This window comes from Bellilinea sp., assembly GCF_034432615.1.
GTDB lineage: Bacteria > Chloroflexota > Anaerolineae > Anaerolineales > Anaerolineaceae > Bellilinea.
In genome coordinates this window covers 1-14,062 of the sequence record NZ_DAOUBL010000044.1, presented here as the reverse complement: position 1 = coordinate 14,062, position 14,062 = coordinate 1, and the positions used below count along the sequence as shown (strand labels likewise).

The following is a 14,062-nucleotide window of genomic DNA, read 5'->3' as shown; positions in this document are numbered from 1 at the left end:
ACCTCTAAGGAGTTAATTGATCCATTTCACTTAACCTATCCATTAAATTTGCAATTTGATATGCTGCAAGTTGTTCTGCCTGCAGAATTTTTTGAGTAATTTCGTGGACGGCAATCAGGGTTTCCAAAATCGAGGCATGGGTGGAAGCGGGTTTTCCAACTTCGTTCAAAACTGCTACCCAGTTCATCCACCAGATGAAATCATAAAAGGATTCTTGATTGTACCAAAGTACATCCTTATAACGGTTGACTCCGATAAAGCGTTGAACTTCCAGGTCAGAAAGCCAGTATTCCATGATTCTGGAAAGCGAATACGAAGACCATTTTTCATACCATTCCTGCTGATTTATCAGGATGCGCAGGGTTGGGGAAATTCTCCAGGTCACTGCCCCATCCACGCCAATTTGATGGGCGGTATCCATGACTACATCCAATAACCGCCATTCCTCCATCCACGACAGGGTTTGGGATTGAGCGTCTTTTGCATCCTTAAGGATGCCCAATTTATGAAGGAAGGGATAAAGAAAACCCACATAGGAAATATCCCTGGCTTTGTTCATTCCCTTTTGCAAATATTCAAATGCTTTTGGAGCCAGACCGCGAATGGGAACCGGTAAAACTTTTTGAGGGGATTGGAGATGCAGCAGGAATTCCAGTTGTTTTTGGAGAGTGGTTAGGATCAGATCCCGGTGGTTGCTGAAGCCGGTCATTTGAGTAACGCCATTCAGCAGGTTTTCCAGCTTTTGACTGGCTTCCGGTAAAAGATGTTCGGGTAATTGTGGTTGTTGCTGAGTGACCTGATGTTCCAGTAAAAAGCGGATGTAACCGGGGTTTACAATTTCTCTCCACGGACGAAGGATTGGGGCAAGCAGTAACTCGTGCAGGGCTTCCTGAACACTTGGGACACCCCTTCCAGCCAGATACTGCCATAGCGAACGATATGAACCAAATTCATCATCGCTGACTTCGCGGAAATCTGAAAATACATAGGCTTGATAGGCTGAAAGTTTAATATGCAAGCCTTTTTGCGCCAGTTCATCTGCCGGGCGGATGTACTCCATTCCGCTCAACAGGTCTCGAAAGATTATAAAATGGTCTTCCCGCCCGGATAAACCCAGACCCTCGCTGAGCGAACGCTGGGTAAGTTTGGTTGTTCCCTTTTCGCGGGACTTGAAACCAGCCGACCAGCGAATCCACCCTTCGGTTTCGGCAAATTTATTATGGTAGACGACCAGAGCACGCTCATTTTCGAGACGGTTGGAATAGGCAAAAACATCTTCGTTGACCCAGCCGCCAGAGGTGAAAAAGTCATAGAGGAGGAAATTATCAACACCGGCAAACAAAGCGCGCCGATGGAGCAGCGGGAAAATTTGGCGCTTGTGACGTTCCACCAGATAAGGATCGGGCTTTTCGTCCCAATAAGCACGCCGGAATTCCATGCCGTATTTTTCGGCAAAGCCTTCAATTTGCCCATGTCCAAACATGGGTAGGCCTGGAAGGGTGGACATCAATACACAAATGCCAAAATACTTATCCCCTTTACCGAATTGATCTACGGCGGTGCGTTCATCGGGATTGTTCATGAAATTGACATAGCGTTTGAGAATCTCCGGTTCAAACTCGATGGTGTTCTTGATCAATTTGCGGTAACCGGCGTTGTCCTCATTGCGCAGCATATTCATGAAAGCAGAGTTGTACACGCGGTGCATCCCAAGCGTGCGCACGAAGTACCCTTCCATCAGCCAGAAAGCCTCTGCAAGTAGGAGGGTATCTGGAGCTTCTCGGGCGACGCGGTCCACTACTTCGCGCCAGAATTCGGTAGGGAAGGCTCGATCAAAGTCCTCTTTGGTCATGCCATGTTCGGCGCGGGAGGGAATTGCACCTCCAGTTCCGGGTTCGGGAAACCACAGTCGTTGGTAGTGTCGTTTTGTGAGCGTCATGGCGGCATCAAAACGAATGATTGGGAATCGGTGGGCAACCTCTAAAATGGTTTGAATGACAGCCTCACGTACCTGAGGGTTTAAATAATTTAATTGGGCGGTGTCATTCCATGGCATACTGGTGCCGTCATTCCCATGATAAATATAGCGGACAGAACCAGTGGTGCGATCCGTGCGTTTGAATACAACGGCAGCATCCGTTCGTGTGTAGTAATGATCTTCCAGCAGAATTTCGACATTGGGATTACTGGAAAGATCCGGGCCGCTAAATGTGTAGGATGGGAAGGGACTGTAGTCCAATGAGATAAACCAGTCGGGATGCTCGATAACCCAGCTGGAATCAATCCCCATATGATTAGGGACCATGTCAGAAGCAAGACGGATGCCGTATTTCCAGGCTCTTTCACGCAGAGTTTGATAGGCTTCTTCACCGCCCAAATCGGCGGCGATGGTATAACCTGCCAGTGAATAGGCGGATGCAATGGCTTCGGGGTTGCCGCATAATTGTTTGATGCGAGCGGAAGCCGGGCTGCGTTCCCATAAGCCAATCAACCACAAGCCGCTAAATCCCCATTCAGCAAGTTGAGCCAGTTCTTCTTCCGGGATCTGGTCAAGGCGGGTGATGGGGCGTTGATATTTTTTACTGAGTTGATCCAGCCAGACGTAGGTATTTTTTGCCATTAATACCAGGCGGGGCATCCATTCGCGGTCGGGGCTGAAGTTTTCTGATTCAAGCTCACCAGACAGGCGATCAAAAACTGGAATTTCCACCGGACCGGGACCTAAAAAGGGAATTTTCTCCTCTTCCTTTAGGAAGTCCAGGCTGCTCAGCAATCGGTAGAGATATTTCCCAATCAAGTCCGCCCATCGTTTGCGGATGAACTCCAATTGTTCAAACAAAGAATAGGGGTGAGCAACTGCTGGCGCGCGCAGCAAGTCCATTAAATTTTGCAAATCCGGCCCGAAAGGCGGCTGCTGGTCAAAATAGTTATATAACTCTTGAATGGCTTTGGGATAGACCGTTTTTTGGGAGAGATTCTCATCGTCAAAGAGTTCCAGGTAGGGTGAAACGGCCGGGTTTTTATTGTTGACCCACAGGAGCATGATTTCTTCGAGAGAATTGGCGCGGTTGGATGCGCCGTTCGTGGACTGTTTGAGATATTCTTCGGCACTCACTTCACCCCGATAGACCGCGACCGGCGGAAACTCCAGTGTAAACGCCAGTAGAAGTTCATCCACTTTTTGTTTCCCAAGGGCTTTTTCCAGTTCAGACAGCGCCTGTTCCATTACCTGGGGATTTTTTTGCTGACGGTAGAGAAAAGCGACTAAATGCAAGATTTCGTCAATCAAACCCAAGGCATTAACCTGACCGGCTTTAACCGCCCTCTCCGGATAATTGAGCAGGTCACGGTAGACATTCATTTTTTGAGCAAACTGCCGGGCGGCATGAAAATTGGCAAAAACTACATTGCCGTTGAAGGAAAACAGACTCTCATCAAAATGGTAGCGATCACGAGCCTGCCGGGAAATGTGGAATTCCATGGATTTGCGCTCCTTAGGGATGGAGGATGAAACTGAATGATTTTATTATACCCTCGGAAACAAGCAAGAAATACAATGAACAATCAGGAAAAGATAGGACGATTAGGGGGTTTGAATTAATGTCGAAAGGGCATAAACCGGCTCTTTCCTGTTTTGCAGCTCAATTTCTGGTTGGATGATATTCCGGCTCACGAGCAGTTGGAGTGTCCGCTGCAGATCCTCTTTTCGCCAGCCGAACAGACGTTCCATCTCCCCCGGTGAAGCTGCCCCAACCGATTCAAAGTAACATTGCAGGATTTCAAAACGCGCCTGAGGTTCGGAAATTAGGCGGGACTGGTCAATCAACTGAGGGTAATGACGGTGGACGAGATCGTACACGAAAGCATACCGCCATGCGCCAGCCTGTGCCACACCGACCGGTAAGACCTTAAACTCCATTTGGAGCGTATCTAAAGCCCGGTTAAAGCGCGAAGTACTCTCGGGACTCGAAAGACGGGCTGCTTTTCGAAGAGAAATTGTATCCAGCGCACCTTCACGAAGCAGTGCTTCGTAAACCTGTTTGGCTTCCAGAGTCAAAGTTCCACCATGATATTGATCCAGATAGTCCTGTTCGGGGTCACCGAAATTTGGGGAAAGAGCATAGAAATAAGGCAGCAGCCGTAAAGATATTATCGTGTTCTTGCGGCATAAAATTCTGGCATAATACCAGACCTTCTTCCCAAGCAATTGATCTTTCCATCCCCAGGTGATATGACCCGGGTCATCGTGTTCGTTGGCAACCGGCCGATCTCCGGCAGCGGCTACCCATAAACTGGGCAAATTGACTCGTTGAATCGGCCAGAAGAAAACAAAACCACGCTGATTGACGAAGTCTATTGCTTCTTCCAGAGTGCGCAGCCGATCTTCCGGCCGAATGCGAAAAATTTTTTGGCGGTACGAATCGAGTGTCGAAGCTGAAAGATGAGGCATAATTTTCCATCCCTGCATTGGTCAGGATGGTTCAATTGTATTCCTTTATGCCAAAAAATAAAAAAGCAGAGGAAAAAGTCCTCTGCCTGAGATACTCAATTCATTCGAGCCAGGATATGGGTAATGATGTTCGAGCCGCTTCCGCCGATGTTTTGAGCCATGCCAATGCGCGCATCTGGAACTTGGGTTTGACCGCATTCTCCGCGAAGCTGCTGCACAACCTCGACAATCTGATACATTCCGGTTGCGCCAACCGGGTGTCCGCGTGCCTTTAAACCTCCGCGAGTTTGGACAGGGATGCGTCCTTCGGGGCGGATTTCGCCATCCAGTGCTAATTGGGGCCCCTTGCCTTTTTCCGCAAAGCCACAGGCTTCAAGTGACAAGGCTGCCATGATGGTGAAAGCGTCGTGGAGTTCAAATACATCAATCTGATCAGGGCCAATGCCAGCCTGGCTGTAAGCCTGCTTTGCCGATTTTTCAGCCGCGCTGAGCCACAGAGGAATTTTACGAGAGTGGACTGCCATTGTGTCGGTGGCAGCACCTGCGCCCAAAACTTTAATAACCGTACGAGGTGGAAAGCGGTTGAGCAGTTCAACCGGAACGAGAATCGCAGCAGCAGCGCCATCCCCAACCGGTGAAGCGTCCATTAGATTGATTGGTGGGGTAATCATTGCGGCTTTCAGATAATCTTTTTCGGTCAGTGGGGAGCGCAGGCGAGCGTTGGGATTGCTGGCGGCGTTGCTATGGGCGTTGATGGAGAACGGTGCAAAATGATGATGCTCCCAGCCGTATTCGTACATATAGCGGCGCATGATGAGGGCATTGATAGCCACAAAGGAAAGTCCCTGGCCAGCCTCCCAGTCAGCATCGGCAGCTGTGGCCAGTTCAGCGGTGATTTCTGCGCCGGGTGAATCGGTCATTTTTTCGACACCTACCGCCAGCGCTATGTCCATAAATCCAGAGGCAACAGCCATCAAGGCTGAACGAAATGCAGCAGCCCCCGAACTGCAAGCCGATTCAATGTGCATGGCATTCGAATAACGGACACCGATCCAATCTGCAACAAAGGCGCCTAATTGTTGCTGGCGGTTTGCCGAACCAGACATCATGTTGCCAACGAACACGCCATCTACACCGTTGATACCGGCGTCTTGAAGCGCTGCCAGCGCCGCTTCTCCGGCAAGCTCGCGCAAAGACTTTTCCCAATGTTCATCAATCGAGGTTTGACCAATTCCTAAAATGGCTACTTCACGCATGTCAAATTCCTTTTCCAAGTTGATTCAATGTTATTATAGCGAGGTTAACTGTCAATCTCTATCAAATCCAACATGTATAGAACCTTTGAGGTAGTATAATTGCCGCCGTGTTACCCCAAAAAACAATTTCCTTTCTGGTTGTGCAGTGTTTAAGGGTTGCGCTTGTTCTTGCAGGTATCCATGGCTGCACTCCTGTTCAGCCCGCCTCAATTTCGAGCGAGATAATCATTTCTGAAGAACATCCTGCAGCAACCCATTCACCTGCACCAATGTCGGAAAAACTCTCCTTATCTGCCGCAACCGCCACCTTTGAAAGTGACTCACCGGTTTACTTAAAGAGCGATCCGTTACCTGCGGCTGTTCAAACGAAATTGAATAATTTAGAGAATGTGGAGTGGGTTGACCGTGATGAGCTGGCAGACTATTCCCTAAAAATCAATCATTCAAATGAAACCGCTGGGTCAGTTTATATTCAGTGGGTTTATGCGGTTACTGCGGCTTTTCCAACCGTTCAGGATGAGATTGGTCTTGATCAAATAAAGGAATGCTGGCAGGGGGCAAGTAAAGCGGATTTCCGGCTTCTCATATCAGAAGAAGCGATGCCAATTTTCAGGGTGTTGTGGGGTGAAGCGGATCGAGAGAATGTAGAGGTATTTCCGGCAGAAATGCTGCTTCAAAAAGCCTGGCAGGAAAGGGACTTGCGGGCTATCATCCCCTTTGAACAAATCGAACCTCGCTGGAAGGTACTGCGAGTAGATGGTATCTCACCGTTGGATCAGGGTTTTGAAATGGATGCTTACGGTTTGACCATCCGATGGGAATGGCAATCCAACAGCCAAAAACCTTTTGATGTAATGATTGGTTCGCAGGCAGTCATCACCAATCGCCTGCCGGGAAAATTCACCAGACTGATCCTCACGGGTACAACCGCTTTAGTCCGCCAGACAGCGGAACGAATGGAATTGAACGGCCTGGAATACCCCGTTGAGGATATTGGAGTTATGCTGCGTCAGGCAGACTTTACTCATATCAGCAACGAAGTTTCTTTTTACGAAAATTGTCCGCCTGCCGTGCCGGTGAGGGGCGGACAGCGCTTTTGTGCCAACCCGCGATATATTGAGTTTTTGAAACTGGCGGGAGCAGATTTCATCGAATTAACCGGCAATCATTTGCTGGATTGGGGGAATGAGCCTTTCCTTTTTACGCTGGATTTATACAAGCAGAACGGTTTTCAATATTACGGTGGTGGTCGAAATTTGGAAGAGGCCCGCAAGCCGTTGCGAATTGAGCATAACGGTAATCGGTTGGCGCTGATTGGTTGTAATCGCGCGGGTCCAGAAAATATCTGGGCGTCAGAAGAGCAAGCTGGCCCAGCGCCCTGTGATTTTGAATGGCTGCAAGACACCATCCAAAATTTGGTTGAAGAAGGGTTTTTACCCATTGTTACCTTTCAGCACTTTGAAGTTGAGGATTTCATGCCCATGAACCTGACCCTGCAGGAATTTGAACAAACCGCCCAAATGGGAGCAGTGATCGTCAGTGGAAGTCAGGCTCATTTTGCCCATGGATTTGGTTTTTATGAAAACCGCTTTATGCACTATGGACTGGGTAATTTGTTTTTCGACCAGATGTTTCCCCTGCACCGCCGCCAGTTTATTGACCGCCACCTGTTTTATGATGGAAAATACCTTGGGGTGGAGTTGATTACCACCCTGCTGGAAGATTATGCCAAACCTCGCCTGATGACCGAAGAAGAACGGGCTCAAATGCTGGAAGAGTATTTTCGGGTGAGTGGATGGATGAATTCGGAGATGCCATGAAAGAAAAATGGATCAGGATTGTATGGTTTTTTATTTGGATTGCAGGTTGCACGGGTCCAACCATCAGCCCAGCTATTCATCTAACCGAGACAGTGTCCGCACCAACCAGTTCAGTAACTTCCATGAATACACCTGCACCAACAACGACACTACTCCCGTCTCCAACGGCGATTCCTCAACCGGTTGTCTGGTTAGATAACTCCCTGCCGGATGATCTGCTCAGGCAGCTTGAACAACAAAACACAGTTCCAGCGATCTCTCAAAAAGAAGAAGCCAATATCTGGCTCGAGCCAACCACGTCCGGACAGGGTCAGGTGGTGTGGGTATATGTGTTGGTGACACCCTTCTCATCGCTGACCGAGCAGATTAATTTTGACCAATTAAAATCATGGTGGCAAGGTCAACCTGATGAACAGGCACTTTCTATTCTGGTAACGGAAGATACCGCCAATGCATTGGAGCCCCTGTTGGGTAAATTTTCACCGCTTAATGTATCTATAGAGGCAGAAGAAAATCTTTTGAGTGCTGCCTGGACGAAGCGAGATGTGCTGGCGATTGTGCCCTTTGAACAACTGCAGCCTCGCTGGAAAGTGATTCCTTTGAACAACCAGTCTCCGATCAGCAATCAATTTGACCTGAATGCCTATCCGCTCGCGTTACATTATGGCTGGAAAGCCAGCTCACTGGAAGTTGAGAACCTTGATATACCAGTTCTAACCCCAAACCGCGATGCCAATCAATTGACCGTGCTGGTGATGACCGGTGTCACAGCACTGGTTCGCGCCACTGCAGTCCGCATGGAACAAAAAGGAATGACGTATCCCGGCGAGGCAATTGGTGAATGGTTGAGGGAAGCGGATCTGACTCACATTAGCAATGAGGTGTCGTTTTCCCCGCGCTGTCCCGATCCGAAAATGGAGCCCTTCCCATTAGTTTTTTGTAGCAAGCCAGAGTATATTGAATTGCTGGAATCGGTTGGAACTGACATCGTTGATCTTACCGGTAATCACGGTGTGGATTGGGGACGGGATGCGCTATCATTTTCACTTGATCTTTACCGTTCGCGCGGTTGGGTCTATTATGCTGCCGGAGAAAATCTGGCGGAAGCCCGGGATGCTGTCTTTGTGGAGCATAATAGGAATCGCTTTGCTTTTCTGGGCTGCAACCCAGCCGGTCCTGCCTACATTTGGGCAGGGGAAGATTTTGGCGGCGTAGCCTCCTGCGATTATGATTGGATCCAACAACGCATTAAACAATTAAGGGAGGAAGGCTACATTGTCATTTTTACTTTTCAATATTTTGAAACTTACCGTCATTGGGTTGAAGAGTTCGAGCAGAGAGATTTTCGCAAACCTGCGGATGCCGGAGCGGTTATTGTTAGCGGCTCACAAGCCCACCATCCGATGGCAATGGAATTTTATGGGGATTCCTTCATTCATTACGGGCTGGGGAATTTGTTTTTTGACCAGATGTGGGTGGATACGGTTACAATACCCGAAGGTACGCGAAAAGAATTTATTGACCGTCATGTGTTTTATAATGGGAAACACATTTCAACGGAGTTGTTGACTGCCTATTTGGAAGATTACGCTCGCCCGCGCCCGATGAGCTCGAGTGAGCGGTATGATTTTTTGAAAACAATTTTCACTGCAGCAGGTTGGGGACCTTATAATCCATAATTCTTAAGGAGGCTATAATGAAAATTTGGGATATTTCATTAACAATTTCACCGAATTTGCCTACCTGGCCAGGTGATCCCAAGGCGGTCATCGAGCGGGTCAGTGCAATATCGGATGGGGCAAATGCCAATGTGTCCCGCATGGATATGGGGGTACATACCGGCACGCACGTAGATGCACCGCTTCATTTTATTGACGGTAGCAGTGCCGTGGAAGCCATGAATCTGGAGGTGTTAATCGGACCGGCCAGGGTAGTCCAGGTAGCGGATGATGTGAATGTGATTGACCGCGAAGTTTTGGAAAAGTTGGAACTTCCCGCTGGTACAACCCGCGTGTTGTTCAAAACGCGAAATTCGAAATACTGGGCCAGCCAGGTGCGTGATTTTCAAACCGATTTTGTTGGAATTGATGAGAGCGGTTCAAAATACCTGGTCGAAAAAGGAGTACGTCTGGTTGGCGTGGATTATTTATCGGTTGCGCCTTATAAACAATCACGCCCGACCCATCAAGTTTTGTTGGGTGCCAACATGGTTATTGTGGAAGGGGTTGATCTTTCTGCGGTGCAACCGGGTGAATATCAGTTAATCTGCCTGCCTTTGAAAATTGAAGGCAGCGATGGTGCTCCGGCGCGGGCAGTGTTGATTCAGGAATAAGGACGCAATATCATCCCGGCGTGATGAGCGTATAACCGCCGTCAATGATGATGACTTGACCGCGGATCATAAACGCATCCGGACTGCAAAGAAACACGACCACTTTGGCAACATCTTCCGGTTGGACAAGCCGACCTGCCGGCGTGTTTTGAATGGCCCGCCTAATCACCTGCGGGTCGGAAAGCGAGGCAAAATGCTTCAGTGCATCTGTTTCAACCAGTGAGGGTGATACAGCGTTAACCACAATGTTTAGGGGAGCCAGTTCCACAGCCAGATAACGGGTCAGCGCTTCCAGAGCAGCCTTGGAGGCGCCTACCGCGACATAATCCGGCAATACGCGCTGGCTGCCGGGGCTGGAAACGGCAACGATGAATCCGCCGCCCCTTTTTTGCATGAGCGGCACCGCCCGTTGAGTGGAGAACAGAAAGGCGCGGGCATTGACATTCATGGTGTGGTCCCAGCCGCTTTCTTTTTGCTGAAGTGCCGGGCGGTTGAAGCCGGAAGCAGCATTACTGATAAAAATATCCAGGCCGCCAAAATGCTGTTCGACAAAGTCGAACAAGCGTTGAATATCCTCAATTTTTCCGACATTTGCACGGAAAATTTCTGCCCGACGTCCCATCTGATGGATTTTTTGGGCAACTTCCTCCGCGGGAGCCTGATTGCGCACAAAATTGATGACCACATCTGCGCCTCGTTCAGCAAGCAGGAGAGCGATGGCTCTGCCAATCCCGCGTCCACCGCCGGTGATCAGTGCCGTTTTACCTTGAAAGGGGAGGGTATTGTTCATCCAACATCACCTTTGAAGAGAATGGGTTTCAGCAAGTTGTGTTCAAACTGATTGAGGTTTTCACTGCCCAGTTCCAGCAATCGTTTTTCTGCGAGTAAAGCGTCTTTTTTCAGTTGATCGAGATTGACCGTGCGACAGACAGAGGGATAGGCCGCCAACCATTTTTTTGCGCGGGAGAACATTTTTACCGCTCCGGGGTAATTCCTGTTCAAAATGTGATAATAGGCAACGCCAATTTGGAGAACGCCGCGGTAAAATTCACGGACCGGCCCGGGTTCTTCCCGCCAGGCCAGTTCCAGGGCTTCATGGGCTTCAAAATAATGCCCCTGATTGAATAATTGAATACCAATTCTGGCCTGGGGATGTAATTTGCCCTGACAGGAATTTTGAATTTCCTCGCGGCTATAACGTTCCTGGGGGTATAAGGGTTCGCGTGACATTGAGATAAATTATCGCAGGCTTTGTTTTTGTTTTGGGATTATAGCACAGGTGAGTTGTTGATTTTCTTTTCAATCTTTTGTGAGTTGTGATAGGATTGAAAAAGACTGGCAAATCATTACTCAGAGGAAAAAAATGTCTTTCACCGCCTCCGATGATTTTTTGAAAACCTGTTTGGAGCACAATTTTTGGACCTGGTCGGCTCAAAGCAAAGTCAACCCCATTCCGGTTACCAAAGCCAAGGGAGTGTATTTCTGGGATACCAGCGGGAAACGGTATTTAGACCTGAATTCAATGGTGATGTGCGTCAATATCGGTCATGGGGATGAAAGGGTGATTGAGGCAATTGTGGAGCAGGCGCGTCAGCTGCCTTTTGCCGGTCCGCAAATGGCAACCCAACCACGTGGAGACTTGTGTAAAAAATTGACCGAAATAGTCCCACCCGGCCTGACCAAATTCTTATTTACCCTTGGCGGGGCGGATGCTAACGAGAATGCCATCAAACTGGCGCGCGGGTATACCGGGCGTTTCAAAATCCTCACCCGCTACCGATCCTACCATGGTGCTACTTACGGGGCTATCTCCCTGACCGGAGATCCGCGACGGGTGGCGTGGGAACCCAACACCATGCCGGGTGTAGTTCATTTCCTTGACCCCTATCGTTACCGCTCTACATTTCACCGTCTGAATGCAGAAATTCCGGAGGAAGAATTCAGCCGGGATTATCTGAATCATTTGGAAGAAATTATCCAGTACGAACGTCCTGAAACCATAGCGGCAATTATGATTGAAACGGTTACCGGTACCAATGGAATCATCATCCCGCCGGCAGGTTATTTACAGGGTGTACGCGAAATTTGTGACCGGTACGGCATCGTGATGATTTGTGATGAGGTGATGAGTGGTTTTGGGCGTACGGGTGAGTGGTTTGCAGTGGATCACTGGAAGGTGGTACCCGACATTATGACCATGGCAAAGGGTTTGACCTCGGGGTATGCGCCTTTGGGGGCAGTGGCAATGAAGCCGGAAATTGCGGCGGCCTTCAATGAGAAAGTGTTTGAAGGCGGTTTGACCTTCAATGGCCATCCCCTGTCGTTGGCGGCAGCAATTGCCACCATTGAGGTGATGCAGGAAGATCATCTGGTCGAACGGGCTAGGCAAATGGGTGAAGTGATGGCGGATATGCTGGCTGAACTGGCAGAGCGTCATCCATCTATTGGAGAAGTGCGTTCCATTGGTTTATTTGGTGCCATTGAGCTGGTCAAAAATCGTCAGAGTAAACTCCCCATGGCGCCTTTCAATCAGAACAGCCCGGAAATGATGGCTTTTCGTAAGTATTTGCTTGATCACGGCGTCTTTTTGTACACCCATTGGCATACGGTGCTTTTGATCCCGCCTTTGATCATTACTCAAGAACAGCTGGCTGAGGGATTTGAGGTGATTGACCGAGCGCTGGCAATACCCGATGCAGCCGTTGAATAGTGATAAGTCTTTAATGTAACCAAACTGATAATTTAACATCTAAACACTGGAATTCGAACTCAATGAGGAGATTGCATGATGGAATTTAATCTATCTGAAGTTGGATTGGGAAAAGGCCAGCAGAAAGAAAGCAAAGTGGAAAAAGTGTTGATTTTGGGAGCCGGCCCGGCGGGGCTTTCGGCTGCTTTATATGCGGCAAGGGCGGAGTTAAATCCGCTGGTCTTAACCGGAACCGAGATGGGCGGACAGGCATCCCTGACACACACCATTGAAAATTACCCCGGCTTTCCAGAAGGGATTGGCGGCGCTGAATTGGGTGAACTTTTCCGCCAGCAGGCGGAAAGATTTGGGGCCCGGTTTGAATATGATCTGGCTACCGCAGTAGATTTAAGTCAGCGTCCCTTTAAGGTTCGTACCTACAGCAGCGAATTTCTGGCAGAAACTTTGATTATTGCCACTGGTGCGAGCCCGAACCATTTGAATGTGCCGAGAGAAAGTGAACTGACCGGGCGGGGTGTTTCATACTGCGCGACTTGTGACGGCTGGTTTTTCAAGGACAAAAAGGTTGTTGTGGTAGGCGGTGGAGACAGCGCGCTGGAGGAAGGTTTATTTTTGACCCGCTACGCGACCGAGGTGAACATCATTCACCGGCGCGATCAGTTGCGTGCGGGAGCAATTTTGCAAAAACGCGCGCGTGAAAACCCGAAAATTCACTTTATCTGGGACACGGTTGTCAGTGAAATTCTTGGGAATGGGGTGGTCAACGGTGTGCGTTTGCGCAACCTGAAAACGGGAGAGGTGAGAGATTTTGAAACCGATGGTGTTTTCATCTTTATCGGACATACGCCGAACACGCAAATCTTTCAGGGTCAGGTGGAAATGACACCGCAGGGCTACATTGTCACGGATATGCAAATGCGCACAAGTGTTGCTGGCGTTTTTGCAGCCGGTGAGGTGATGGACCCCCACTACCGTCAGGTGGTTACCTCGGCAGGCATGGGAGCGGCGGCAGCCATTGAGGCTACCCGATTTTTAGAGGCGAACTCCAGCAGCTAACGGCTGCTCCGGTAAGATAAAAAAACGGGTGCGCTCGAACATGAGGCGCACCCGTCATTATTTTACTTTAAGGAGTGGGGGTAGAAGCCGCGCCGCCCGCACTCCACCAGACAAAAGTCCGAGAGTTGCTGGGGCTGCCGGCGGTATCATAAATCGGCTTGCCATCAGCGGAAGTACCAATCTGGCGAACCGGCACAACAAACCAGCGTAAGACGTGGGGGGTGTTATCGGTCGGCCGGAAGGAGGCCGGCACAATAAACTTGGTATCGGTTACATACTCGGTCAGGCGTCGGCCTTTCCCTTCGGTAATGTCTTCCACACTCACGGCATAGGCTTCGTTTTGACGAAGTGTGCCCACTGAGGCCCATTGCAAGGTAACCGAGTCGTTTGCGGCGGTAAAGACCGCTCCATCCGCTGGCAGTAAGAGATTGGGTGGGG

At 49.3% G+C, this 14,062-nt stretch carries 11 protein-coding genes; 5 read left to right on the top strand and 6 right to left on the bottom strand.

From position 1 onward, the window contains the following. Positions 1-4 precede the first annotated feature (4 nt). From VAE48_RS01900 to VAE48_RS01890, 3 genes are all read right to left on the bottom strand, one after another. On the bottom strand, positions 5-3,481 hold the full coding sequence (locus VAE48_RS01900; RefSeq protein WP_322791617.1) for an alpha-amylase family glycosyl hydrolase: 3,477 nt from the start codon (positions 3,479-3,481) through the stop codon (positions 5-7). A gap of 102 nt (positions 3,482-3,583) precedes the next feature. Next, positions 3,584-4,450 (bottom strand): DNA glycosylase AlkZ-like family protein, encoded by an 867-nt coding sequence (locus VAE48_RS01895; protein WP_322791616.1) that lies wholly within the window; start codon positions 4,448-4,450, stop codon positions 3,584-3,586. A 95-nt stretch (positions 4,451-4,545) separates the two neighbouring features. Beyond that, positions 4,546-5,706: a thiolase domain-containing protein gene (locus VAE48_RS01890; protein WP_322791615.1), complete on the bottom strand. Its 1,161-nt coding sequence runs from the start codon at positions 5,704-5,706 to the stop codon at positions 4,546-4,548. 269 nt (positions 5,707-5,975) lie between these two features. Here VAE48_RS01890 and VAE48_RS01885 point away from each other — a divergent pair, with 269 nt between their 5' ends. From VAE48_RS01885 to VAE48_RS01875, 3 genes are all read left to right on the top strand, one after another. Next, positions 5,976-7,526, top strand: a complete 1,551-nt coding sequence (locus VAE48_RS01885) for a CapA family protein (RefSeq protein WP_322791614.1) — start codon at positions 5,976-5,978, stop codon at positions 7,524-7,526. Positions 7,527-7,648: 122 nt separating this feature from the next. Continuing rightward, entirely contained in the window at positions 7,649-9,205 is a 1,557-nt protein-coding gene (locus VAE48_RS01880; RefSeq protein ID WP_322791613.1) for a CapA family protein, read from the top strand. A 17-nt stretch (positions 9,206-9,222) separates the two neighbouring features. Continuing rightward, a complete protein-coding gene (locus VAE48_RS01875) occupies positions 9,223-9,858 on the top strand; it encodes a cyclase family protein (RefSeq protein ID WP_322791612.1) in 636 nt (211 codons plus the stop codon). A 10-nt stretch (positions 9,859-9,868) separates the two neighbouring features. Here VAE48_RS01875 and fabL read toward each other — a convergent pair whose 3' ends face one another. Together fabL and VAE48_RS01865 are read right to left on the bottom strand one after the other, a co-directional pair. Then, a complete protein-coding gene (gene fabL / locus VAE48_RS01870; RefSeq protein ID WP_322791611.1) occupies positions 9,869-10,648 on the bottom strand; it encodes an enoyl-[acyl-carrier-protein] reductase FabL in 780 nt (259 codons plus the stop codon). Beyond that, a complete protein-coding gene (locus VAE48_RS01865; RefSeq protein WP_322791610.1) occupies positions 10,645-11,088 on the bottom strand; it encodes a DUF309 domain-containing protein in 444 nt (147 codons plus the stop codon). The genes fabL and VAE48_RS01865 overlap by 4 nt, the downstream gene beginning before the upstream one ends. A 133-nt stretch (positions 11,089-11,221) precedes the next feature. Between VAE48_RS01865 and VAE48_RS01860 the strand changes: the two genes are divergently transcribed. Together VAE48_RS01860 and trxB are read left to right on the top strand one after the other, a co-directional pair. Further along, positions 11,222-12,568 carry an aminotransferase class III-fold pyridoxal phosphate-dependent enzyme gene (locus tag VAE48_RS01860; RefSeq protein ID WP_322791609.1) on the top strand — a complete coding sequence of 449 codons (1,347 nt, stop codon included), beginning with the start codon at positions 11,222-11,224 and terminating at the stop codon, positions 12,566-12,568. A gap of 78 nt (positions 12,569-12,646) precedes the next feature. Continuing rightward, positions 12,647-13,624, top strand: coding sequence for a thioredoxin-disulfide reductase (gene trxB / locus VAE48_RS01855; RefSeq protein WP_416181010.1), 978 nt, complete (start codon positions 12,647-12,649; stop codon positions 13,622-13,624). Between the two features lie 67 nt (positions 13,625-13,691). On the opposite strand, the gene VAE48_RS01850 is transcribed toward trxB, so the two are convergent. Then, a partial coding sequence (locus tag VAE48_RS01850; protein WP_322791607.1) for a hypothetical protein occupies positions 13,692-14,062 on the bottom strand: 371 nt, incomplete at its 5' end.

What these genes read in the sequence shown, in the direction of transcription:
- VAE48_RS01900 (WP_322791617.1), bottom strand. Translation starts at nt 3,481, where the DNA reads ATGGAATTCCACATTTCCCGGCAGGCTCGTGATCGCTACCATTTTGAT.
- VAE48_RS01895 (WP_322791616.1), bottom strand. Translation starts at nt 4,450, where the DNA reads ATGCCTCATCTTTCAGCTTCGACACTCGATTCGTACCGCCAAAAAATT.
- VAE48_RS01890 (WP_322791615.1), bottom strand. Translation starts at nt 5,706, where the DNA reads ATGCGTGAAGTAGCCATTTTAGGAATTGGTCAAACCTCGATTGATGAA.
- VAE48_RS01885 (WP_322791614.1), top strand. Translation starts at nt 5,976, where the DNA reads ATGTCGGAAAAACTCTCCTTATCTGCCGCAACCGCCACCTTTGAAAGT.
- VAE48_RS01880 (WP_322791613.1), top strand. Translation starts at nt 7,649, where the DNA reads ATGAATACACCTGCACCAACAACGACACTACTCCCGTCTCCAACGGCG.
- VAE48_RS01875 (WP_322791612.1), top strand. Translation starts at nt 9,223, where the DNA reads ATGAAAATTTGGGATATTTCATTAACAATTTCACCGAATTTGCCTACC.
- fabL (WP_322791611.1), bottom strand. Translation starts at nt 10,648, where the DNA reads ATGAACAATACCCTCCCCTTTCAAGGTAAAACGGCACTGATCACCGGC.
- VAE48_RS01865 (WP_322791610.1), bottom strand. Translation starts at nt 11,088, where the DNA reads ATGTCACGCGAACCCTTATACCCCCAGGAACGTTATAGCCGCGAGGAA.
- VAE48_RS01860 (WP_322791609.1), top strand. Translation starts at nt 11,222, where the DNA reads ATGTCTTTCACCGCCTCCGATGATTTTTTGAAAACCTGTTTGGAGCAC.
- trxB (WP_416181010.1), top strand. Translation starts at nt 12,647, where the DNA reads ATGGAATTTAATCTATCTGAAGTTGGATTGGGAAAAGGCCAGCAGAAA.